This is a genomic window from Streptomyces sp. NPDC051214 (assembly GCF_040682375.1).
In the GTDB taxonomy this organism is placed as follows: domain Bacteria; phylum Actinomycetota; class Actinomycetes; order Streptomycetales; family Streptomycetaceae; genus Streptomyces.
In genome coordinates, this window is the sequence record NZ_JBFBAT010000021.1 from 41,788 (window position 1) to 64,815 (window position 23,028).

19 protein-coding genes, 4 tRNA genes and 1 other RNA gene are annotated in these 23,028 nt (G+C 70.5%); 12 read left to right on the forward strand and 12 right to left on the reverse strand.

Annotated features, from left to right (window positions below):
• Nucleotides 1–926 precede the first annotated feature (926 nt).
• The 4 genes from AB0M70_RS38350 to AB0M70_RS38365 all read right to left on the reverse strand — a co-directional run bounded on the left by AB0M70_RS38350 (nt 927) and on the right by AB0M70_RS38365 (nt 3,090).
• On the reverse strand, nt 927–1,352 hold the full coding sequence (locus AB0M70_RS38350) for a PIN domain-containing protein (protein ID WP_365827812.1): 426 nt from the start codon (nt 1,350–1,352) through the stop codon (nt 927–929).
• Nucleotides 1,349–1,630 (reverse strand): CopG family transcriptional regulator, encoded by a 282-nt coding sequence (locus AB0M70_RS38355; protein WP_365827814.1) that lies wholly within the window; start codon nt 1,628–1,630, stop codon nt 1,349–1,351. Before AB0M70_RS38355 ends, AB0M70_RS38350 begins: the two co-directional genes overlap by 4 nt.
• 722 nt (nt 1,631–2,352) lie before the next feature.
• On the reverse strand, nt 2,353–2,532 hold the full coding sequence (locus AB0M70_RS38360; RefSeq protein ID WP_365827816.1) for a hypothetical protein: 180 nt from the start codon (nt 2,530–2,532) through the stop codon (nt 2,353–2,355).
• Between the two features lie 470 nt (nt 2,533–3,002).
• Nucleotides 3,003–3,090: transfer RNA gene (locus tag AB0M70_RS38365), tRNA-Ser, on the reverse strand.
• Between the two features lie 142 nt (nt 3,091–3,232).
• Here AB0M70_RS38365 and ffs point away from each other — a divergent pair.
• From ffs to AB0M70_RS38395, 6 genes are all read left to right on the forward strand, one after another.
• An RNA gene (gene ffs / locus AB0M70_RS38370) (signal recognition particle sRNA small type) lies at nt 3,233–3,331 on the forward strand.
• 44 nt (nt 3,332–3,375) lie between these two features.
• Entirely contained in the window at nt 3,376–5,721 is a 2,346-nt protein-coding gene (locus AB0M70_RS38375) for a DNA polymerase III subunit gamma and tau (protein ID WP_365827818.1), read from the forward strand.
• Between the two features lie 121 nt (nt 5,722–5,842).
• Nucleotides 5,843–7,141: a phosphoribosylamine--glycine ligase gene (gene purD, locus AB0M70_RS38380; RefSeq protein ID WP_365827820.1), complete on the forward strand. Its 1,299-nt coding sequence runs from the start codon at nt 5,843–5,845 to the stop codon at nt 7,139–7,141.
• A gap of 326 nt (nt 7,142–7,467) precedes the next feature.
• Complete coding sequence (locus AB0M70_RS38385) at nt 7,468–9,270, forward strand: hypothetical protein (RefSeq protein ID WP_365827822.1); 1,803 nt, start codon at nt 7,468–7,470, stop codon at nt 9,268–9,270.
• 683 nt (nt 9,271–9,953) lie between these two features.
• A complete protein-coding gene (locus AB0M70_RS38390) occupies nt 9,954–11,456 on the forward strand; it encodes a N,N-dimethylformamidase beta subunit family domain-containing protein (RefSeq protein WP_365827824.1) in 1,503 nt (500 codons plus the stop codon).
• Nucleotides 11,457–11,540: 84 nt separating this feature from the next.
• A complete protein-coding gene (locus AB0M70_RS38395) occupies nt 11,541–12,437 on the forward strand; it encodes a phosphoribosylaminoimidazolesuccinocarboxamide synthase (RefSeq protein ID WP_365827826.1) in 897 nt (298 codons plus the stop codon).
• 71 nt (nt 12,438–12,508) lie between these two features.
• Here AB0M70_RS38395 and AB0M70_RS38400 read toward each other — a convergent pair.
• The 8 genes from AB0M70_RS38400 to AB0M70_RS38435 form a co-directional block, all read right to left on the reverse strand.
• Nucleotides 12,509–12,584 (reverse strand) — tRNA-Gly (locus AB0M70_RS38400).
• A 23-nt stretch (nt 12,585–12,607) separates the two neighbouring features.
• Nucleotides 12,608–13,216, reverse strand: coding sequence for a response regulator transcription factor (locus tag AB0M70_RS38405; protein WP_363210162.1), 609 nt, complete (start codon nt 13,214–13,216; stop codon nt 12,608–12,610).
• The gene (locus tag AB0M70_RS38410; protein WP_365827828.1) at nt 13,213–14,490 is read right to left on the reverse strand and encodes a sensor histidine kinase; all 1,278 of its coding nucleotides are present in this window, start codon (nt 14,488–14,490) and stop codon (nt 13,213–13,215) included. Before AB0M70_RS38410 ends, AB0M70_RS38405 begins: the two co-directional genes overlap by 4 nt.
• A gap of 15 nt (nt 14,491–14,505) precedes the next feature.
• Complete coding sequence (locus AB0M70_RS38415; protein ID WP_365827830.1) at nt 14,506–15,300, reverse strand: ABC transporter permease; 795 nt, start codon at nt 15,298–15,300, stop codon at nt 14,506–14,508.
• Nucleotides 15,297–16,250: an ABC transporter ATP-binding protein gene (locus AB0M70_RS38420; RefSeq protein ID WP_365827832.1), complete on the reverse strand. Its 954-nt coding sequence runs from the start codon at nt 16,248–16,250 to the stop codon at nt 15,297–15,299. The genes AB0M70_RS38415 and AB0M70_RS38420 overlap by 4 nt, the downstream gene beginning before the upstream one ends.
• A gap of 141 nt (nt 16,251–16,391) precedes the next feature.
• Nucleotides 16,392–16,467, reverse strand: a tRNA-Gly gene (locus tag AB0M70_RS38425).
• A gap of 79 nt (nt 16,468–16,546) precedes the next feature.
• Nucleotides 16,547–16,618: transfer RNA gene (locus tag AB0M70_RS38430), tRNA-Gly, on the reverse strand.
• Nucleotides 16,619–16,764: 146 nt separating this feature from the next.
• The gene (locus tag AB0M70_RS38435) at nt 16,765–17,082 is read right to left on the reverse strand and encodes an Lsr2 family protein (RefSeq protein ID WP_363210158.1); all 318 of its coding nucleotides are present in this window, start codon (nt 17,080–17,082) and stop codon (nt 16,765–16,767) included.
• 346 nt (nt 17,083–17,428) lie between these two features.
• On the opposite strand from AB0M70_RS38435, the gene purS reads away from it, so the two are divergent.
• The 6 genes from purS to AB0M70_RS38465 all read left to right on the forward strand — a co-directional run bounded on the left by purS (nt 17,429) and on the right by AB0M70_RS38465 (nt 23,026).
• The gene (gene purS, locus AB0M70_RS38440) at nt 17,429–17,680 is read left to right on the forward strand and encodes a phosphoribosylformylglycinamidine synthase subunit PurS (protein ID WP_135332092.1); all 252 of its coding nucleotides are present in this window, start codon (nt 17,429–17,431) and stop codon (nt 17,678–17,680) included.
• Nucleotides 17,677–18,357 carry a phosphoribosylformylglycinamidine synthase subunit PurQ gene (gene purQ, locus AB0M70_RS38445; RefSeq protein WP_365827834.1) on the forward strand — a complete coding sequence of 227 codons (681 nt, stop codon included), beginning with the start codon at nt 17,677–17,679 and terminating at the stop codon, nt 18,355–18,357. Before purS ends, purQ begins: the two co-directional genes overlap by 4 nt.
• Nucleotides 18,354–20,603 (forward strand): phosphoribosylformylglycinamidine synthase subunit PurL, encoded by a 2,250-nt coding sequence (gene purL, locus AB0M70_RS38450; RefSeq protein WP_365827836.1) that lies wholly within the window; start codon nt 18,354–18,356, stop codon nt 20,601–20,603. The genes purQ and purL overlap by 4 nt, the downstream gene beginning before the upstream one ends.
• A gap of 108 nt (nt 20,604–20,711) precedes the next feature.
• A complete protein-coding gene (locus AB0M70_RS38455) occupies nt 20,712–21,350 on the forward strand; it encodes a TetR/AcrR family transcriptional regulator (protein WP_365827838.1) in 639 nt (212 codons plus the stop codon).
• 9 nt (nt 21,351–21,359) lie between these two features.
• Nucleotides 21,360–22,154, forward strand: coding sequence for a sterol carrier family protein (locus AB0M70_RS38460; protein ID WP_365827840.1), 795 nt, complete (start codon nt 21,360–21,362; stop codon nt 22,152–22,154).
• A 59-nt stretch (nt 22,155–22,213) separates the two neighbouring features.
• Nucleotides 22,214–23,026, forward strand: coding sequence for an META domain-containing protein (locus AB0M70_RS38465; protein ID WP_365827842.1), 813 nt, complete (start codon nt 22,214–22,216; stop codon nt 23,024–23,026).
• The last annotated feature ends 2 nt before the right edge of the window (nt 23,027–23,028 follow it).

The window sequence follows — 23,028 nt, forward strand, 5'->3', positions numbered from 1 at the left end:
GCGCGAGCCATCATAGTGTCCAGGAGTTTCCTGGAAGGTGTGCTGTCTACTTGGGAGAACCATGCTTCCAGGGCTCCCTCCACCATCGCCGATCTGATGTCAGAGACTTCGTAATTCCATTTACGCGCCAGCTCCTTCGACCATCCTCCGAAATGTGGAGTCAGTAGATCCAGCAGCATGATCAGCCACTTCTCCCGCTCTGGCTGATCCCCTTCCCTTGCCAAACTTCCCGCGGATTCCCAGGTGCGTAGACTGGCTACCGACCTTGATCGGCCAAGCCGAACCCTGTCGCGCAATGCCCGGTATGTGGGATGGTTCTTGATGGCGCATGCGTGGATGTCACCGACGTGTGCGCAGATAGGTTCCCCGCCGAAATCTCGCAGTACTCGCTCGGTGGGAACTTCCCGTGAGGATCTAGCTTATTTGAGTGAACTATGTTTAGTGCGCGAGAATTCGGTGTGCAGGAATAGGGGCTGAGAGGCATGTGGGGCAGGCGGGCGGAATCTGCCACCCGTGCGGGTTGAGGGTCTTGGCGTCCGAGGCGGTCGTGAGTCCAGACGCGCCCGACGCCGTCTCCGCGGCACTGACCCGCTGCTCGAGTGTGCTGCCGACTCGGCAATGTCGGCGATCTGCTGCCTTGCGCTGACGCTTGAGCTCGCCTCAGCTGACCGAAGCTTGGCGCCCAAGCGCTCTTCTTGGACCTCGCCGTCGAAATCTTCCGCAGGGCCTACGTGCACGGCGTCGACCACGCCACGCCGCTTCCCGCAGGTCGGACATTGCTCAAGGGTGTCGAGTAACGCTGGTGGTCGCGGTGTTCGGGGCGGCGAAGGGTGTGGCCGCAAGTGAGGTTTCTTCCTCGCACGAATTCGGCCTCGGGCCCGACCGCTGTGCCGCCTCGCTGGCGTCCCTGAGGCCGGAGCGCCAGGTCATACCTTCTTGACGACGATCGAGTTCGGAACCAGCAGCTCGAGGTCGTCCACGTCAGAGGTGAAGACGGTGACCTGCCCCTTCTGCTGTCGCGCGATGACGGCTAGTACGGCGTCGATCGCGTACTTGTGGCCGTGCAGCTTGGCGTCAGCCAGGAGGCGGCGGGCCTGGCGCGCCTCGTCCTTTCCGATGTCGGCAACCTTGAGCCTGGAGAGCACCCAGTCCCAGCGCTGCTCGGTGGTTCTGCCGTCGTACGCCTCGACCAACGTCATCGGAGACGTCACCACCTCGGCTTCGCCTCGGGCCGCGAGGTCGATCCAGGCGATCATCTTCCGGTCGCCTCGTACAGCTAGGGACAGGGCCTGGCAGTCGAGTACGAAGACGCGCAGTGGCCGCTGCCTTTGCTCACCGGCCCGTTTCTTCACGCGGCCTCTCCGGCGTCGTGCTTGCCGGCGGTGCGGCGGTGCTCGTGCTCGGTGTCGAGATCGTCCAGTTCCTCGAAGGCTGCCGTGCGCTCGTCCTCACTGAGAGGGCCGTGCTCCTCCTGTAGCCAGTCGGACAGCTCCCGTAGCCGGTCGCGGTCGCGCTTGAAGCGCAGCGCCTCGGCGACGTATGCCGACAAGCCCCGTTCCGCCGCCTCCCCGCGGATCTCGTCCAGGAGATCCTCAGGGATCGTCACCGTCACCTTCTTGGTCTTCGCCATACAAGAGACCATACTCTTGGTGTTGTCTCCCTTACCAGGCGTGTGCCACGGGCAGGGGTGAATTACAGGGTTGACCGAACAGCAGACCCCTTCACGGCGCCGAGCCACAGCCTGAGCCGCAAGCCGGTCACCGGGTGAGTGGCCAACCGGGCGAGCGAAATGGGCTGAACGAGACGGAGACTGAGACGGCAGCGGCGCCAAGTCTTGTGGCCGGAAGCCTGGTTACTGCCCGCACCGCGAGCAGATCCGGCGTGAGCACAAGAGCACCAAGTCTCGTGCCGGGCGGCGCACGATCGGGCTGCCCGATCCGCTCATCAAGCTTCTGCGCCAGCACCAGGAGGAGCAGGACAGAGAGCGGACCCGCGCCGGGTCCGACTGGGAGGGCAAGGGGTACGTCTTCACGTCTCCGCTCGGTGGCCCCCTGAACCCCAACACCGACTTCCACGCGTGGAAGCGGCTGCTCGGGACGCAGGCGTACGAGACGGTCGACTCGATCATGGGCTGGGAGCTTGGGTGAGCGGCCAGGATGCGGGCCCGGTACATGCACGTCACCGGGACCTTGCTGCGGAAGGTCGCGCAACAAGTCGGAGACGCGCTCTTGGAGCAGCCAGCGGGCGACTGAGGCAGATGACGGAGGAGAGCCCCGACCCGTCGTGGGTCGGGGCTCTCGTGTGCCCAAGCAAGGGAGGGCTACGTCACCGCTGGGCGTACCGTCTCGGTGGTCAACGCGTGGCGGCCACGATCATGGTCATCAGCGCCAGCATCATCATCACGCCAGTCATCGCGGCGTTGATAGGCCCGGCCAAGGTGGGGACCAGGCGCACCGCAGTGCCGAGCGCCAAGGCCACGAGCAGCGTCAAAACGACGACCACCATGGCGAGCACGAGCATCAACAAGGTCATCAAGCGTCCTCTGAGTTGGGCGTGCCCACTGCACGCACGGGCGGAGCGACTGGGCTCCACCCCTTCGAAGGACTGCGGGGGTTCCCGACAGCGCGCTGATAGTGAGGGACGTGAGGGTTAGCCCCGCAACCCTTGCCTGAGCTGCGCTTTTGCCGACTCGACGCGGTGATCCGCAGGGCCTTACACCGGGCGATGGTTAGGCGCGCAACTCGCTCGCTGGTGTGCTTGGGCACATGCGAAGGCGCCGTATCTGCGTGCTAGCCGAGCGTGATCCGGCCGTTGTTGGTAACAGGTGGCTGCGTAGAGCCTGCTGAGTCGGAGACGACCGTTCGGCGCCGGGTGCCGAAACGCGAGCACGGGTGCGCCCGGTGCTGGCTCGGAGGCCGACTGAGACGGAAACTGAGACGGACAACGGAGAAGGGCCCCGCTGCAAGCAGCGGGGCCCTTCAACATCGTGCCCGGTGAGGCACTGGCGGAGGATACGAGATTCGAACTCGTGAGGGGTTGCCCCCAACACGCTTTCCAAGCGTGCGCCCTAGGCCACTAGGCGAATCCTCCGCGGCAAACAATACAAGACGTTGAGGAGTGCTCGCGAACCAGATCCGTCCCCGGTCTCATCCCGGTCTCCTCTCCGGTCTCAAGATCGCTTCTGAGTTCGTTCCGGCGTCGCTTCCGGTCCCGGGGATCCGCTAAGGTGGGCGTCAGCCCCTCACGTGGCGCTATCTGACTGAACTCCCCCAGGGCCGGAAGGCAGCAAGGGTAGGTTGGCTCTGGCGGGTGCGTGGGGGGCGCTTTGCGTTGGGGCGGTCCTGGTTGTCAGTGGTCGCCATTAACCTCGTATGTGTGTCGTCTCTCGCGTTGTACCGCCGTTATCGCCCGGAGTCGTTCGCCGAGGTCATCGGGCAGGAGCATGTAACCGACCCGCTGCAGCAGGCGCTGCGCAACAACCGGGTCAACCATGCCTACCTGTTCAGTGGCCCGCGCGGCTGCGGCAAGACGACGAGCGCGCGCATCCTGGCCCGCTGTCTCAACTGTGAGCAAGGTCCCACCCCGACGCCCTGCGGCGAGTGCCAGTCCTGCCGCGACCTGGCGAGGAACGGCCCGGGATCGATCGATGTCATCGAGATCGACGCCGCCTCGCACGGAGGCGTGGACGACGCCCGTGACCTGCGCGAGAAGGCCTTCTTCGGCCCGGCGAGCAGCCGGTACAAGATCTACATCATCGACGAGGCGCACATGGTCACCTCGGCGGGCTTCAACGCCCTGCTGAAGGTGGTCGAGGAGCCGCCGGAGCACCTCAAGTTCATCTTCGCGACGACGGAGCCCGAGAAGGTCATCGGGACGATCCGCTCGCGTACGCATCACTATCCGTTCAGGCTCGTGCCGCCCGGGACCCTCCGTGAGTACTTGGCCGAGGTGTGCGGCCGGGAGCAGATGGCCGTCGAGGAGGGCGTGTTCCCGCTGGTCGTGCGGGCCGGTGCCGGGTCCGTGCGTGACTCGATGTCCGTCATGGACCAGCTCCTCGCGTCCGCGGCCGATGACGGTGTGACGTATGCCATGGCTACGTCCCTTCTCGGTTATACGGACGGGACGTTGCTCGACTCCGTGGTGGAGGCCTTCGCCTCGGGGGACGGCGCCGCCGCCTTCGAGATCGTCGATCAGGTCATCGAGGGCGGCAACGACCCGCGGCGCTTCGTCGCCGACCTCCTGGAGCGGCTGCGGGACCTGGTGATCCTCGCCGCGGTTCCGGACGCGGCGGAGAAGGGGCTCATCGACGCCCCGTCGGACGTCGTGGAGCGGATGCAGGCGCAGGCGAGCGTCTTCGGCGGCGCGGAGCTCAGCCGTGCGGCCGACCTCGTGAACGAAGGCCTCACGGAGATGCGGGGAGCCACATCGCCCCGCCTGCAGCTGGAGCTGATCTGCGCCCGCGTGCTGCTTCCGGCGGCGTACGACGACGAGCGCTCGCTCATGGCCCGCCTCGACCGGCTGGAGCGTGGCGGCAACTTCATGGCGGGGGCGCAGGGCGGGGGGCCCGGACCGGCCATGGGGTACGCGCCGGGGCCCGAGGCCCATGCGGCCGTGCAGCAGGGGGCGGCCATGCAGCCGGGTCCTGCCGCGCCGCAGGTTCCGCCGGGGGGCGGGGTCGCGGCGGCACGGGCCGCGGTGCGGGGCGGGGGGCAGGCGGCTCCTGTTTCTGCCTCTGCTGCTGCTCCTGCTCCTGCTTCTACGCCGCCGGCGCATGCCCCCGCTGCCTCTCCCGTTGCTCCTCCCGCCCCCGAGCCGGCGGCTCCGGTTCAGGCGAGTCCTCCGGTGGCTGCTCCGGAGTCGGTCGCCGCCCCGCCGTCCGGCGAGCGGCGCCCCGGTGGATGGCCCACGGCTTCGGCGCCCGGCAGTGGCCCGGCGAAGTCCGCTCCCGCGGCTTCCGCTCCGTCTGCTTCTGGTCCGTCTGCTCCTGCTCCGGAGGCGGCGCCCCGGCCGGGCGGCTGGCCCACGGCCGCGCCCGCGGGCAGCAGCGCTCCGGCGGCGGCCCCCGCTCCGGCCGCGACCCCCGCTCCGGCCCCCGCGGCTCCGGTCGCGGCCTCCGCTCCGGTGGGCGGGCCCGACCCGCGGACCCTGTGGCCGAACATCCTTGAGGCGGTGAAGGGGCGCCGCCGCTTCACCTGGATCCTGCTGAGCCAGAACGCCCAGGTGGCGGGCTTCGACGGGACGACACTGCAGATCGGCTTCGTGAACGCGGGGGCGCGGGACAACTTCGCCAGCAGCGGCAGCGAGGACGTATTGCGGCAGGCGCTGTCCGAGCAGTTCGGGGTGCAGTGGAAGGTCGAGGCGATCGTCGACCCCTCGGGGGGCTCGGCGCCGCCGCCCGCCGCGGGCAACTTCGGCGGAAGCGCGCCCCCGGCGGGGAGCTACGGGGGCGGTGCACCGTCGGCCCCTCCGCAGCAGCAGTACCAGCAGCGGCAGTCGCCGCCGCCCGCGCAGCCCGCCGCCGGCCCGGCACCGGCTGCTCCCGCGCCTGCCCCGGCTCCCGCTCCGGCCCCGGAGCGACGCGTCGTGGACCACGTCTCGCCGGAAGACGACACCTGGGCGGACGACGACCCCGACCTGGTCGAGTCGGCCCTCTCCGGCCACGACCTGATCGTCCGCGAGCTGGGCGCGACGATCGTCGAGGAATACAACAACGAACCCTGAGCCACCGCCCCCGGGGGCCCGGGACCACGCCGCCTCTCTGGAGGAACGTACGAATGAGGTGGCCCCCAGGACTGGGGCGGCCGTACGAAGGCACGGGCCGCGCCAAGCTAGGCTGGCGCCCGTGAAGGTCCTCGTCATCGGCAGTGGTGCCCGCGAACACGCCCTGTGCCGCTCTCTGTCCCTCGACCCCGACGTCTCCGCCCTGTACTGCGCCCCCGGCAACGCCGGCATCGCGGACGTGGCCGAGCTGCACCCGGTCGACGCCCTCGACGGCAGCGCGGTGGCCGCCCTCGCCACCCGGCTCGGTGCCGATCTGGTGATCGTGGGCCCGGAGGCGCCCCTGGTCGCCGGAGTCGCCGACGCCGTGCGCGACGCCGGGATCCCCTGCTTCGGCCCCTCCGAGGAGGCCGCCCAGCTGGAGGGCTCCAAGGCCTTCGCCAAGGACGTGATGGCGGGCGCCCAGGTGCCCACCGCGCGCTCCTACGTCTGCACGACGCCGGAGGAGATCGACGAGGCGCTCGACGCCTTCGGGGCGCCGTACGTCGTCAAGGACGACGGTCTCGCCGCCGGCAAGGGCGTCGTCGTCACCGACGACATCGAGGCGGCCCGCGCGCACGCCCTGGCCTGCGACCGCGTCGTCATCGAGGAGTTCCTCGACGGGCCCGAGGTCTCCCTCTTCGCCGTCACGGACGGCATCACCGTCGTACCGCTGCAGCCCGCGCAGGACTTCAAGCGCGCGCTCGACGGGGACGAAGGGCCGAACACCGGCGGCATGGGCGCCTACTCGCCCCTCCCGTGGGCGGACCCGAAGCTGGTCGACGAGGTCATGCAGAGCGTGCTCCAGCCGACCGTCGACGAGCTGCGCCGCCGTGGCACCCCGTTCGCGGGGCTCCTGTACGCGGGTCTGGCGATCACCAGCCGCGGCGTACGCGTCATCGAGTTCAACGCCCGCTTCGGCGACCCCGAGACGCAGGTCGTCCTCGCCCGCCTGAAGACCCCGCTCGCCGGAGTCCTTCTCGCCGCCGCGAACGGCACCCTCGTGGACCTGCCCCCGCTGCGCTGGAGCGACGACGCCGCGGTGACCGTGGTCATCGCCTCGCACAACTACCCGGAGACCCCGCGCACCGGTGACCCCATCGAGGGCCTCGGGGATGTCGCGGCACAGGATGCCCCGGACGCGTACGTCCTGCACGCGGGGACGAGGCGCGACGGCGACGCGGTGGTCAGCGCGGGCGGCCGAGTGCTCTCCGTGACGGCCACCGGAGCGGATCTGCACGCGGCCCGCGAGCGCGCGTACAAGGCGTTGTCCCGCATCCGCCTCGACGGCTCCCAGCACCGTACGGACATCGCGGCGAAGGCTGCCTCGGACGCGGCATCCGACGCGTCGGCGAAGGCGGCCTCGGAGGCGGCGCAGGCGTAACGAACGTCACTCGCGCGCCTCCCGCGCACGGCTCACAGGCCCCGGATCTGACACTGGATCCGGGGCCTGACCGTCATCCACCTTTACCCAAAGCCATTCCATCGAGTGACCGCTGGCCCATCCGGCTGACGATGCCCGGCACCCCAACTAGGGTGCGGCGCAAGCGGTTCAGGTGCCCAGAGCCAAACAGACCACCGGCATTGCGATGTCAGTGGCGGGTGCCACAGTGGGGGAGTGAGCAAATCCATCGGCGGCTGCCGTCCGCCCGTCGTCCCGGCCCCCGGCCGGGAGACAGGCGGCGCAGGCAGCAGGGGGTGACATCGGTCGTGTCAGGTACGGGTGTGGAGGTGGGCGTGCAGTCCGCGCGGTCCCAGGCGCTCGCCGTGCTGCGCATCCGCAGCAGGGCGCTGGCCGTCGCGCTGCTGCCCGCCGCCGTCGCCGTCGTGCTCGTCGCGGGCGGCGTCACGGGCCATATGACCGGCGGGAGTTGGGACGTCGCGCGCGGCGTCGTGACGGCCGTCGCCGTGCTCGTCCTGATCGCGGCCGCGGGCATCGCCCTGGTGGTCGCGCGGTCCAGGCCCGCCGTCAGCCCGACCGTCCCGATCACCGAGGGCTCGGCCCCCGATCTGTACCGCCTGGTGCGGGACCTCGCCGACCGCCTCGACGTGCCGGCCCCCTCGGCGATAGCGCTCACCCCGGACTGCGACAGCTGGCTCGAGGACCGCACGCATCCCGCGCACGGCCCGCCCGCGGAGGGTGCCGCCCCACAGCCCCCGAAGGAAGAGGGCAATGGCGTACGGGACGGCCGCCCCGCCCCGCGCCGTCCGGCCCCCGTCGCTCCGGTGCTCGTCATCGGCTCCCCGTTCCTGTGGTGGATGCGGGTCGGCGAGCTGCGCGCGGTGCTCGCCCCGGTCGTGGCCGGCACGGGACCCTCGGCGCACCCCGACATAGCCGCGGCCCGGCGCTTCATCCGCGGCCTCGACGCCGCGGTCGCGGTCACTTCCGCGCCAGGACGCGGACCGCTCGTGCGTACGGTGCTCGGCGGTGCCGGCTGGGTGACGCGGCTGCTCCTGCGCAGCGTCCGGGGGCATGCGGGCGAGATGGAGCGCGGGGTCGCGGCGGCCGCCGCAGAGCGCGCCCAGGCCGTGGACTACGGGGTGCGGATCGTCGCCCAGGAGCAGGTGGGCCTGGCGTACGCCGGGTGGGACCGGCTCCTGACCAAGGTCGCGCTGCCCGCGTGGCGGATGGGCCGCTGGCCCTCACGCCTGGACGCGGGCGTCGTCTCCGCCCTCACCGAGCTCTCCCGCAGGGACCGGCTTGCGGAGGGCTTCACGTCCCGCCTGGGTGAGCGCCCCGCCTGTGACCTTCTGGAGGAGCCCGGCTCGGTGGACGAGGCGGCGTCGCTGCTGGCCGCCCGCCTCTTCCACGGCGGCCCCGCCGAGCAGGGCCCGGACTGGGCGCCGGTGGCGTGGCAGGAGTATCCGGACGAGGTCGTCGACCGCAAGTGGCGCATGGACGCCGCGCGCCTGCACCGCGTACTGGACTCCCTGGGCGTCAGCCACTGCGCCGACCCGGCGACAGCCGACGCCAAGGGCCCGACACTGGGCCGCGTACTGGACCACCTGACGGCGGAGGCCACGGAGGCCACGGAGGCCGCGCCTGAAACAACCGCGGCCGGCGAAGAGCGGCCCCTGTTCGCCGAGGAGTCCGAGGACGGCGAGGAGTCCACCGACGGCCCCGGCGGTCTCCTGGCCGCGGGCCTCACCGCGGAGATCGCCCGCGAGGAAGCCGCCGCCCCGGCTCGCCCCGCGCCCACGGGACAGGGCCCGGACGACGCGCTCTGGGACGACGGAACGCTGCCGCTGTTCCCGCTCCAGCCGCCGCGTACGGGACGGGAGTTGCTGGCTGATCACGTCACGGCGCTGGTCTGCTGCGCGGCCGTGGACACGGCGGGCGCCGCCCCCGGTCTCGACTGGCTGGACGGCCCCTCCCTCCTGGTCGACGGGGAGCGCGCGGCGGATCTCACGCCGGTCGTCCTGAGCCTCGTGGAGGACGGCGACCCCATCCCCTTGCGCGGCTGGCTGGCCCGCCTGGGCGTCCGCCCGGAAAAGCCAGTCCGCCTGGTCTGACCCACCCCACCGGGCCTGCCTCGGGGAGCGGCCCGACCTGTGCTCGGTGCCGACCGGCCCGTCCCCAGCCCCGACCGGCCTCCCCGGTGCCTACCGGCCCGCCCCACGTGCCATGCGCGCCCCCCGGCGCGGCCTGCCCCGGGATGTCACACGGACCCACGAACGGTCGTCCTTCCGCCCCGGACCGGCCTGGCCCCGGGAGGCCACACGCGCCCACAAACGGTCGCCCCCCGCCCCGGAGCGGCCTACCCGGGAGGCCACACGCGCACGAACGGTCGCCCCCGCCCCGCCCCGGCCTACCCCAGGAGTCACACACACCCACCTCCGGCCCCCCAGCCCCGACCAGCCCGCCCCCCAAGTCACGCACCCCCACCCCCACCAACCCGCCCACACCCCCACCCCGCGCCCACCCCCCTCGCACCCCCCTCGCACCCCCCACCCCGCGCCCACCCCCTCCCCACTCCCCGGAACGCTCCCTTCCGTTCTCGTCGATTCGCGACGAACGGTGACGGAGTGCGTGCGTTATGTGATGTGCTGGGATCGGCCCGCTGGTATGGCATACGAACCGTCAGACAAGCGGCAGGCAAGCAGCAGGCGAACGGCGGCACCACGCAGGGGCCGCACACGGCACCGCACCGCACCGCGGAGCAATCTCGGGGGAGCAGCGAGGGAGGGGCACACGCATGGGGTCGGAGCAGATCCGCAGGTGGGAATCGGGCGCACTGGCGCACGCCGTGACCGACCCCTTCGGCCAAGGGCCCCTGCCCTGGCTCCGAGGCGCCGAGCACTACTTCGACGACACGGGCCAGGTCGTCCCCTGGTACGTCGACCACGCCCCGGCCCCCGGCGCGCAGAACATCCCCGCACCCCGCACCCGCACCCGTACGAACGGCCCCCGCACCGCCGACGACGTGCACGGCCAGATCAAGGGCTTCGCCTCCACCGGCGCCGCCGCCCCCGGCGAGGCGATCGACTTCCACGTCACGGTGGACCCGCCCCAGCAGTTCAGCGTCGACATCTACCGCATCGGGCACTACGGCGGCGACGGCGCCAGCAAGATCACCACGAGTCCGCGCCTCTCCGGCATCGTCCAGCCGCCCCCGCTCGCCGCCGACCGCACGGTCTCCTGTCACCACTGGTGGCTCTCCTGGCGTCTGCAGATCCCGAGTTACTGGAGCGTCGGCGCGTATGTGGCGGTCCTCACCACGGTCGGCGGCTACCGCTCGCACGTCCCGTTCACGGTCCGTGACGACCACCGCGCCGATCTGCTCCTGCTCCTGCCGGACATCACCTGGCAGGCGTACAACCTCTATCCCGAGGACGGCCGCACGGGCGCGAGCCTCTATCACGCGTGGGACGAGAAGGGGCGCCTGCTCGGCGAGAGCGAGGCGGCGCACACGGTCTCCTTCGACCGTCCGTACGCGGGCGCGGGCCTGCCCCTGCACGTGGGCCACGCCTACGACTTCATCCGCTGGGCCGAGCGGTACGGCTACGACCTCGCGTACGCCGACACCCGCGACCTGCACGCGGGCCGCATCGACCCGACCCGGTACCGGGGCCTGGTCTTCCCGGGCCACGACGAGTACTGGTCGGCGAACATGCGCCGCGCCACGGAACAGGCCCGCGAGCACGGCACGTCCCTCGTCTTCCTCTCCGCCAACACCATGTACTGGCAGGTGGAGTTGGGCCCTTCCCCGTCCGGCGTGGAGGACCGCCTGCTGACCTGCCGCAAGCGCCACGGCCCCGGCAGGCCGGCCCTCTGGCGGGAGCGGGACGGCGGCAAGGGGGCCGAACAGCAGCTCCTCGGCATCCAGTACGCGGGCCGGGTCCCCGAACCCGCCCCCCTCGTCGTGCGCAACGCCGACCACTGGCTGTGGGAGGCGACGGGCGCGCACGAGGGCGACGAGATCGAGGGCCTGGTCGCGGGCGAGGCCGACCGCTATTTCCCGCGCACCGCGCTGCCGGAGCACCAGGGCCGCATCCTTCTCGCCCACTCGCCGTACGAGGACTCCGAGGGCGCTATGCGCCACCAGGAGTCGTCCCTCTACCGCGCCCCTTCCGGCGCCCTGGTCTTCGCCTCGGGCACCTTCGCCTGGTCCCCGGCGCTCGACCGTCCCGGCCATGTGGACACGCGTGTCCAGCGCGCCACCGCCAACCTCCTGGACCGCATCTGCAAACGGGACTGACGCTCGCCGGCATCCCCCTGGCCGCGAGCCCTCTCCCCATGCGGGAGAATCAGCAGCATTCAGTCAGAACCACGGGGAGGAACCGTGTCCGGATTCGTAGAAAAGCCCGAGCCGCTTCAGGTGCCGGGCCTGGTGCATGTGCACACCGGAAAGGTGCGCGACCTGTACCGGAACGAGGCGGGCGACCTCGTGATGGTCGCGAGCGACCGCATGTCCGCCTACGACTGGGTGCTGCCCACGGAGATCCCTGACAAGGGCAGGGTCCTCACGCAGCTCTCCCTGTGGTGGTTCGACCAGCTCGCCGACCTCGTGCCGAACCACGTCATCTCCACCGACGTCCCGCCCGGCGCCCCCGCCGAGTGGGAGGGCCGCACCACGGTCTGCAAGTCCCTGGCGATGGTCCCGGTCGAGTGCGTCGCCCGCGGCTACCTCACGGGCTCGGGCCTGGTCGAGTACAACGACTCGCGCACCGTCTGCGGCCTCGCGCTGCCCGACGGCCTGAGCGACGGCTCGGAGCTGCCCGCACCGATCTTCACGCCCGCCACGAAGGCGGCGGTCGGCGAGCACGACGAGAACGTGAGCTACGAGGAAGTGGCCCGCCAGGTGGGCGCCGAGACGGCGGCCCAGCTCCGCCAGGCGACCCTCGCGGTGTACGGCAGGGCCCGTGACATCGCCCGCGACCGCGGTGTGATCCTCGCCGACACGAAGTTCGAGTTCGGCTTCGAGGGCGAGACGCTGGTCATCGCGGACGAGGTCCTCACCCCGGACTCGTCCCGCTTCTGGCCCGCGGACAGCTGGCAGCCGGGCCGCGCGCAGCCGTCGTTCGACAAGCAGTTCGTCCGCGACTGGCTGACCTCGCCGGCCTCCGGCTGGGACCGCAAGAGCGAGCAGCCGCCGCCCCCGCTCCCGCAGGACGTGGTGGACGCCACGCGCGCCAAGTACATCGAGGCGTACGAGCGCCTGACGGGCATGTCCTGGTAGCCGCACCCCGCGGAACACGCAGGACACGAAGAAACCCCCGGTGCCGAGAGGCACCGGGGGTTTCTTCTCTGTGGAGCGGACGACCAGGTTCGAACTGGCGACCTCAACCTTGGCAAGGTTGCGCTCTACCAACTGAGCTACGTCCGCGCTGCGCCGAAGCGCGATGCCAACTATACCCAACCTCGCTCGCGTGCGAGACGCACCGCGGCATGACGGTTCTCGGCGCCGATCTTGGTGGCGGCGGAGGACAGGTAGTTGCGGACCGTTCCCTGCGACAGCGCGGCCCGCTCGGCGATCTCCGCGACGGGCGCCCCGTCGGCGGCGAGTTCGAGCACCTCGGCCTCGCGGACGGTCAGCGGGGAGTCCCCGGCGGAGATCGCGTCGGCCGCCAACTCCGGGTCCACATAGCGATTACCGGCATGAACGGTGCGGATGATCTCCGCGAGGCGCTGCGCGCTGACCGTCTTCGGCACGAAGCCCCGTACGCCCACCGCGAGCGCCCGTTTGAGATGCCCCGGTCTGCCATGGCTCGTCACGATCATGGTGCGGCAGTGCGGCAGTTCGTCCCGCAGCGATGTGGCCACCCTCACACCGTCGGCCCCCGGCATCTCCAGGTCGAGCACGGCCACATCGGGCCGGTGGGCGAGGGCCATGGCGAGCGCCTCGGGCCCCGACGCGGCCTCGGCGACCACGACGAGATCGTCCTCGAGGGCGAGGAGCGCGGCGAGGGCACCGCGGATGAGGTGCTCGTCATCGGCGAGCAGCACGCGCAGGCTCATGGCGCGACCCTTTCGATCTCCTGTCGGCCGACCCGCCGGGGAGCGTCCTGCCGGGGGCGGTCCAGCGGCACCTGTGCGGCGAGGCGGAAGCGCCCGTCGCCGGCGGCGAAGTCCAGCGTCCCGCCCACCGCGGCCAGCCGCTCCCGGAGCCCGGCGAGGCCGGAGCCCTTCCGGCCTTCGGACGCGGCCTCGGGCACCCCGTCGTTCTCGACGACCAGCGACGTACGTTCCTCGGTGATCGTCAGGGTGATGTCGCACCGCTGCGCGTCCCCGTGCCGCAGCACATTCGTGGTCGCCTCGCGCACGACCCATCCCAGCGCCGACTGCACGGACACCGGCAGCCCGGCGGACGACCCGCTCACCCGGCAGTCGATCCCGGCCGCCTCAAGTACCCCTTGCGCACCGGCGAGTTCGACGGCGAGGTCGGCCTCCCGGTAGCCCCGTACCACTTCCCGTACCTCTCGCTGGGATTCCTGTGCTATCCGCTGCACCTCGACCATCTGGTCGACGGCCTCGGGGCGCCCCCGCTTGGCCAGTTGGACGGCAAGCTCGCTCTTGAGGGCGATGACCGCGAGGTTGCGCCCCATCACGTCGTGCAGATCGCGCCCGAACCGCAGCCGCTCCTCGGCCACCGCGAGCCGTGCCTCGACCTCGCGGGCCCGGTCGGCCTCCCACATCACGGCGAGCGTCCAGGCGCCGCAGCGCGAGGAGAGCAGGGAGACCAGCGTGCCGAAGGCGATCACCAGAGCCGTGCCCACGAGCCGCCCGTCACGGACGCCGACCGCGGCGAACCCGGCCACTATGCCGGTGTCGATCACGGCGAATCGGATGAAGAAGGTGCGTATCGGTACGGAGAAGGCCAGCGACTGGCCGTAGGGCATCACCACGAACATCGTGGCGAGGATGAGCACGTCGACCTTGACCCCGTCCACAGCCTGCAGGGCGAGCACGAAACCCAGCGCCACGATCAGGAGCACCAGCGCCACGGCGAGGTCGCGGCGCGGTGGCTCCGCGCGCTGCAAGAAGTGATCGAGGGAACGGCGCAGCGTGCGGTTGACGTGGACGCACTGCAGGACGGCCACCCCGGTCAGTGTGCAGCCGAGGACCAGCGGGAGGGTCTCGTGCCGCAGGGCCGCGCCCAGCGGCACCGAGCCCCAGCTGAAGAAGAAGAGCCACGGCATGGCATGCCACATGGCCATGCTCTGGAACTCGACCTTCTCGATCTTGCTCCGCTCATGCCAGCCGCGCTTCAGCCCCCTGATTCGGCCGACCACGTCTTGATCCCTTCCTCAGCGTCGGGGTTCCCAGCGGAACCACCGTCGTACAGCAAACACCGAGACCACGGTCCAGGCCACAGCGGTGGCGGTGGCGCCGAGGGCGTCCGCCGCCCCGAGATTCCCCGTCCAGCCGCCGCGCACCAGCTCGATCACCGGGGAGAGCGGGAGCAGCTCGCAGACCGCGGCCAGCTTGTCGGGCATGACCTCGAAGGGGATGAAGAGGCCGGACCCGAACATCGAGCCGAAGGCCAGAGGCATGGCCATGACCTGCGCGGACTCCACGGACCTGCTGAGGCTGGCGGTCACCGCGCCGAGGGCGCTGAACATCACCAGGCCGAGCAGTACGCCGATGACGGCGAGGTGCGGCGCGCTCGGCGCCCCCGCGTCGAGCAGGATGACGCAGCCGATCGCGAGGACCACGATCTGGATCAAGCCGATGGCGACCGAGGGCAGCGCGGCCCCGGCGAGTATCTCCGGGTCCCGCAGCTCACCGGTGCGCAGCCGCTTGAGCACCAGTTCCTCGCGCCGCGCGGCGTAGACGGCGGTCAGCGTGGAGTAGACGGCGAAGAGCAGGGAGAAGCCGATGGCGCCGGGCACCACCACGGACCCGACCGAGAGCCCGGTGCCCTTGAGGTCCATGCCGTCCGCGACCTGGCTCAGGCTGAACGGCATCACGAGCGGCACGAACAGCGCCGCGACCAAGGTCCCCTTGCTGCGTCCGAGCAGCGTCAGTTCGGCTCGGGCGAGGGCGGCCATCCGCTGGGCGGGCGTCGTCACCGCCTGCGGGGTCGTCGTCAGCGCGCTCATGCCACCTTCTCCTTCTCCGCGACACCGGCCGCGCTCTCGGCATCCCGCGCGATGCGCAGGAACGCCTCCTCCAGCGACGCGGCCCGCACGTCGAGCCTGCCGAGCTCGACGTTCGCGTCCCGCGCCCACAGCAGCAGCCCCGTGGCCGCCCGCTGCAACTCGTGCGTACGCAGCCTGACCCGCCCGCCGACGATCTCGTGCTCGCTCACCCCGAGCTCGCCGAGCGGCGGCAGATCCCCGACGAAGTACCCAGCGGGCAGTTCGAAGGAGACGTGCGAGGGCTGCGCGGCCACCACGTCGGCGACCCGGCCGGCGGCGGCGATCCGCCCCTCGTGCAGGATCGCGAGGCGTTCGGCGAGGTTCTCGGCCTCTTCGAGGTAGTGCGTGGTGAGCAGCACGGTCGTGCCGCCGTCACGCAGGGCGCGCACCAACTCCCAGGTCTCGCGGCGGCCTTCGGCGTCGAGCCCGGTGGTGGGTTCGTCGAGGAAGAGCACCTCGGGCCGCCCGATGAGAGCGGTCGCCAGGTCGAGCCGCCGCTTCTCGCCGCCGGAGAGCATCTTCACGCGTACGCCGGCCCGCTTGCCGAGGCCCACCATGTCGAGGGCTTCCGCGGTGGGGCGCGCGCCGCTGGTGCACGCCGCCCACATCCGCACGGTCTCCGCGACCGTCAGCTCGGAGGGGAAGCCGCCTTCCTGGAGCATCACCCCGATCCGGTGGCGCACGGCGCCCCGCTCGGCGTACGGATCGTGCCCGAGCACCCGCACCCGCCCCCCGGCGGGCGGGGCGAGCCCCTCGAGGAGTTCGACGGTGGAGGTCTTGCCCGCGCCGTTGGTCCCGAGCAGCGCGAAGAGCTCGCCGCGGCCCACGGAGAACGACACTCCCCGGACCGCCTCGAAACCGCCCCCGTACACGCGCCGCAGATCGGTCACGTCGATCACTTGGTCAGTCATGGATAGAGCGTCCCCCGGCCGCGGGCTCCGGAGCAGTGCGCGCTGTCACCGGCTCGCATGACAAATGTCAGAAGCGGGGCCGGGAGCGCCGGGGACGCACACGAAGAAGGCCCCGGTCGCGATGACCGGGGCCTTCTTCTCTGGAGCGAACGACGAGGTTCGAACTCGCGACCTCAACCTTGGCAAGGTTGCGCTCTACCAACTGAGCTACGTTCGCATTGCCTCCGACCAGCTCTCACTGATCGGCGCGAGCACCAGCCTACCGCACTCGAAAGAGTGCTCGGTGAGCGATGCAGAGCGGGTGACAGGAATTGCACACTGCGCCTTCCCCCTGGAAGGGGGATGTTCTACTACTGAACTACACCCGCAAGACTCCGTGAGGTTCGGGCCTTTCGGCCTTGCCCCTCGGCGTGCTCCAGACTTTAGCCGACCGTCGGGGGTGCAGGTCAAGTCGGTTGCCGAGGGGCCCTCCTGGCAGGCCGTCGGCCGAGGTCGGCCGGGGTGGGCCGGAGCGTCAGTTGGCCGCCTCGAAGGCCTCGTAGACCTTCTTCGGGATGCGGCCGCGCGGCGGGACGTCCATCTGGTGCGAGCGGGCCCAGGCGCGGACGGCCGCGGGGTTCGCCGCCACCGTGGTGTGCCGGTAGGCCTTGCCGGACTTCGACTGCTTGCGGGCCGCGTCCAGGTACGGGGCAAGTACCTTGCGCAGTTTCTTGGCATTGGTTTGATTGAGGTCGATCTCGTACGACTTGCCGTCAAGACCGAAGGCGATCGTCTCCGCCGCTTCCCCGCCGTCGATGTCGTCAAAGAGAGTGACTACGACACGCTGCGCCACGAATATCGGTCCCTTCGTGCGGCTCCACCGACGTTGACGTGCGGCGATGCCGGCTGTCCGGCTGTTATGGGGCACTGTTATGTGCAAAGGATCGGCCAATGCCTTTTCCTTTGTACAGTGCGCGGCATTGCATTGTGAAGCCCGACTAAATCCGCCCGCGTGTCCGGGTGCAATGGCGATGCGTGATCTTTTCCAGGATTTTTCGCGAAGGTGCCCCGTTCGATACGTGAGTATGAGCAGGAACGTGACCGTCCTCACGTAGGTTTCTACGAATCTACGCGAGTAGAATTTTTGTGCGGGTAGTCTGAAGGGACCGCTCAGCCAGCACCACACACCGGGAGTGCCAGTGGCACGCGTCGTAGTCGACGTCATGCTCAAGCCGGAGATCCTCGACCCCCAGGGCCAGGCGGTGCAGCGTGCACTGCCGCGCCTCGGATTCAAGGGGATCGCCGACGTACGTCAGGGAAAGCGCTTCGAACTCGAGGTGGACGGGCCCGTCGATGACGCAGCCCTCGCCCGTATCCACGAGATGGCGGAAACCTTCCTCGCCAACACCGTGATCGAAGACTTCTTCGTAAAGGTGGAGGAAGAGAAGTGACTGCTCGAATCGGAGTCGTCACTTTCCCCGGAACGCTCGACGACCGCGACACCCAGCGCGCCGTCCGCGTCGCCGGCGCCGAAGCAGTGCCGCTCTGGCACCGGGACAAGGACCTGAAGCAGGTCGACGCCGTGGTGCTGCCCGGCGGATTCTCGTACGGCGACTATCTCCGGGCCGGGGCCATTTCACGGTTTTCGCCCGTCATGGAGTCGGTCATCGAGCAGGCGAAGGCGGGGATGCCGGTTCTCGGTATCTGCAACGGCTTCCAGGTGCTCACCGAGTCGCACCTGCTGCCGGGCGCGATGCTGCGGAACAACCACCTGCACTTCATCTGCCGCGAGCAGAAGCTGCGCGTGGAGACGGACCGGACCGCGTGGACCGCCGACTACACGGCCGGCCAGGAGATCCACATTCCGCTGAAGAACATCGACGGCCAGTACACGGCCGACGAGCGGACCCTGGACATGCTGGAGGCCGAGGGCCGCGTCGCCTTCCGCTATCTGGACGGCAACCCGAACGGCTCGCTCCGTGACATCGCCGGCATCACGAACGAGGCGGGCAATGTCGTCGGCCTCATGCCGCACCCCGAGCACGCCGTGGAGCCGCTGGTCGGGACCGGCCGCACCGACGGCCTCGGATTCTTCACCTCGATCCTGAAGAAGCTGGTCAACGCATGACTCTGGACACCGTCAAGCACGCAGCCGAGACTCCCGACGTCAAGCTGCCCTGGGCCGAACTGGGTCTGAAGGAAGACGAGTACGCGCGCGTACGCGAGATCCTGGGCCGCCGCCCCACCGGCGCCGAGCTCGCCATGTACTCCGTCATGTGGTCCGAGCACTGCTCGTACAAGAGCAGCAAGGTACACCTGCGCCAGTTCGGCGAGAAGGCCCCGGACAACGACGCGATGCTCGTCGGGATCGGCGAGAACGCCGGAGTCGTTGACGTCGGCAACGGCTACGCGGTCACCTTCAAGGTCGAGTCGCACAACCACCCCTCGTACGTCGAGCCCTACCAGGGCGCGGCCACCGGTGTCGGCGGCATCGTCCGCGACATCATCGCGATGGGCGCGCGCCCGGTCGCGGTCGTGGACCCGCTGCGGATGGGCGCCGCCGACCACCCCGACACGAAGCGTGTCCTTCCGGGTGTCGTCGCGGGCATCGGCGGCTACGGCAACTGCCTGGGCCTGCCCAACATCGGCGGCGAGCTCGTCTTCGACGCCTGCTACCAGGGCAACCCGCTGGTCAACGCCGGTGCCATCGGCGTCATGCGGCACGAGGACATCCACCTCGCCAAGGCTTCAGGGCCCGGCAACAAGGTCATCCTCTACGGGGCCCGCACGGGCGGCGACGGCATCGGCGGCGCCTCGATCCTGGCGAGTGAGACCTTCGACGACACGAAGCCGTCGAAGCGTCCGGCCGTACAGGTCGGTGACCCCTTCCAGGAGAAGCTCCTCATCGAGTGCACCCTGGAGGCCTTCGCCGAGAAGCTCGTCGTCGGCATCCAGGACCTCGGCGCGGCAGGCCTCTCCTGCGCGACCTCCGAGCTCGCGTCCAACGGCTCCGGCGGCATGCGCGTCGAGCTGGACGACGTACCGCTGCGCGACTCCACGCTCACTCCCGAGGAAATCCTCATGAGTGAGTCGCAGGAGCGCATGTGCGCGGTCGTCGAGCCCGAGAAGGTCGAGCGCTTCCTCGCGATCTGCGAGAAGTGGGACGTCATCGCCACCGTCGTCGGTGAAGTGACGGACGGCGACCGCCTGGAGATCTTCTGGCACGGCGAGAAGATCGTCGACCTCGACCCGCGCACCGTCGCCCACGACGGACCGGTCTACGAGCGTCCCTACGCCCGCCCGTCCTGGCAGGACGCCCTCCAGGCCGACGACGCCAACAAGCTGGCGCGTCCGGCGAGTTCGAAGGAACTGCGCGAGCAGGTCCTCGCGGTCGTCGCGTCGCCGAACCAGGCATCCAAGGCGTGGGTGACGGATCAGTACGACCGTTTCGTGCAGGGCAACACGGTGCTCGCGCAGCCCGAGGACTCCGGCATGGTCCGCATCGACGAGGAGACCGGCCTCGGTGTCGCCCTCGCCAACGACGGCAACGGCCGCTACTCCAAGCTCGACCCGTACGCCGGCGCGCAGTTGGCCCTGTCTGAGGCGTACCGCAACGTCGCCGCGACCGGCGCCAAGCCGCTCGCCGTATCGGACTGCCTCAACTTCGGTTCGCCCGAGGACCCGGACGTGATGTGGCAGTTCGCCGAGACCACCCGTGGTCTCGCCGACGCCTGCCAGATCCTGGGCACCCCGGTGACCGGCGGCAACGTCTCGCTCTACAACCAGACGGGCGAGGCGGCGATCCACCCGACCCCGGTCGTCTCGGTGCTCGGCGTGATCGACGACGTCGCGCGGCGCACGCCGATCGCGTTCGCCGAAGAGGGCCAGCTGCTCTACCTGCTCGGTGACACCACCGAGGAGTTCGGCGGTTCGGCCTGGTCGCAGGTCGTCCACGACCACCTCGGCGGGCTTCCCCCGAAGGTCGACCTGGAGCGCGAGCGGCTGCTCGCCGAGATCCTCATCTCGGGCTCGCGCGACGGCATGATCGACGCCGCGCACGACCTCTCCGACGGTGGCCTCGCGCAGGCCCTCGCCGAGTCGTGCCTCCGTGGCGGGAAGGGCGCGCGCCTGGTCGTCCCGGACGGCCTGGACGCGTTCACCTTCCTGTTCAGCGAGTCGGCGGGGCGCGCGGTCGTGTCCGTCCCCCGTTCCGAGGAGCTGCGCTTCACCGACATGTGCGGGGCGCGGGGCCTGCCCGCGACGCGCATCGGTGTGGTCGACGGCGACGCGGTGGAGCTCCAGGGCGAGTTCACGCTCCCGCTGGCCGAGATCCGCGAGGCGCACGAGGGGACCCTGCCGGGGCTCTTCGCCTGATCCGCCTCCCGATCCACCGTCGAAGCCCCCGTCCGGGCCTGCTGATCCGGGCGGGGGCTTCGTCACGCTCGCGGTCCGCGCGGAGGCCGCCCCGGTACCGTGACCTGCATGACTGAGGAGCTGGGGCTGCGCGCGCGCAAGAAGAAGCAGACCGCGTCGCGGATCTGGCGGGCCGCCGTGGACCTCTGCTCCGAGCGTGGCTTCGACCATGTCTCCGTGGCGGAGATCGCCGAGGCTGCCGACGTGTCCAAGATGACCGTCTTCAACTACTTCGGTACCAAGGAAGGTGCAATCGTCGGCCCCATGGAGGAGCACGTCGGCGACCCGGCCCGCGCGGTGCGCGAGCGGCAGCCCGGGGAGTCCGCGGTCGCCGCGATGCGCGGCCAGTTCCTGGGGCAGATCGCGGGACGCGACCCGGCGATCGGCCTCAGCGGCGACCCGCGCGCGCTCAAGGTGCGCCAGCTCATCAGCGAGACCCCGACCCTCTCGCTGCGCATGGTCAGCTTCCACATGCGCAGCGTCCAGCTCCTCGCGGACGCCCTCGCCGAGGAGACCGACGACCTGCTCCTCGCGCGGGTCGCCGCCGCCCAGTTGATCGGCGCCCGGAACGCGCTCATCGTCGAGAACCACGAGCGCACCCTCGCCGGCGACCCCCTCGACGAGATCGCCAAGGACTGCGCCGAGTCCGCCGAGCGCGTCTTCGGCCAGGTGGAAAAGGGTCTTCGGGGCTACCCCGGGAAGAATTAGGCTCGCCCCATGCCACCGGCCAAGAAGCGCACGCGTTCGTACGACTCCGCCAAGATCCGCACCGCCGTCCTCGCCCAGTTCGGGAACGTACGGGAAGCGGTCGGCACCCTGGAGCCCGAGCAGCTCGCCCTGCCGACCCGGCTCGGCGCCTGGACCGTCCGCGAGCTCGCCGCCCACCTCACGATGGCCCTCGGCGGCGCGACCCGCTTCCTCGCCATGCCGGAGCCGCCGGCACGCGAAGTGGCCCTGCTGGACTGGCCGTTCGCGACGGCGTCGGCGGCCTCGCAGGTCGACGAGGCCGCGCGGGCCTTCGCCGCGCAGGAGGATCTGACCGGTCTCTACGCGCGCACCCTCGCCGACTTCGAGGAAGCGCTGCCCGATGTCACGGCGGGCCGGCTCATGCCGACGCGGTTCGGCGCGATGACCCTCGACGACTTCCTGGTCACCCGTACCGTCGAACTCGTCGTCCACACCGACGACCTGAACGACGCGGTGCCGGGCCTGGACGTCCCGTACGACCGCCAGGCCCTTGCGGCCTGCACCCGGCTGCTCGCCGACGCCCTCGCGGTGAAGGCCCCCGGCGGTGCCGTCGAGGTCAGGGTCCCGCCGTTCGCCGTGGTCCAGTGCGTCCAGGGGCCCCGGCACACCCGCGGAACCCCGCCGAACGTCGTGGAGACCGACCCGCTCACCTGGATCCGCCTCGCGACCGGGCGTACGGACTGGAAGACCGCCCTCGACGCGGCGAAGGTCGGGGCGAGCGGGGAGCGGGCCGATCTGGCGGGGCTGCTGCCGGTCATGAGCTAGCCGGGCGCCCCTCACGGCGAGAAGGGAACCGGATCACCCACTTGTCCCGTCACAGCGGCATGCAGAAGCAACGACTGACTCCGACCGTCATGGCCTTGGCCGCCGCGGGCATGCTCACCGCGTGCGGCACCGAGACCAGCTCAGGCAGCGGGTCCGTCGGGTCTCAGCCGAGGCTCTCCGGCGTCCACTGGAGCGTGGAGAGCGTCACGGTGAACGGCAAGAAACAGCAGGCCCCGGGCGACGCGTACGTCAAGATCGGCGACAAGGGCAAGGCCGAGGGCAACTACGGCTGCAACGGCTTCACCGCGGACGTGAAGACGGACGGCGACACCGTCGGCTTCGCCAACGCCCTCTCCACCAAGCGGGGCTGCGAGAAGCAGGACTTCGAGAACGCCTTCAAGTCCGCCCTCGCCAAGGGGGAGCTGAAGGCCGCCGTCGACGGCGACAAGTTGACGCTCACCACCGACAAGGGGGACCGCGTGGCCCTCACCTCGAAGCCGGAAGCGGACGCCCCGCTCACCGGCACGAAGTGGAACGTGAACGGCATCGGCGACGGCAAGGTCTCGGCGTCCCTGCCGAAGGAAGTGGACGGCAAGGCCCATCTGACCTTCGGCAAGGACGGCACCGTCCGCGGCAACCTCGGCTGCAACAGCGTGACCGCCAAGGCCGAGGTGAAGGACGGACAGATCACGCTCGGCGCTCCCCGCACCACCCGGATGATGTGCCAGGGAGCCGCCGGGGAGACCGAGAAGAAGCTCCTCAAGCTGTTCGACGGCAAGGTGACGTACAAGCTGACGCACGACGGGCTCTCCCTCACCGCCGCCGACGGCACGGTCGTCAGCGCGAACGCGGCCGCCCCGAAGGAGAAGTGAGG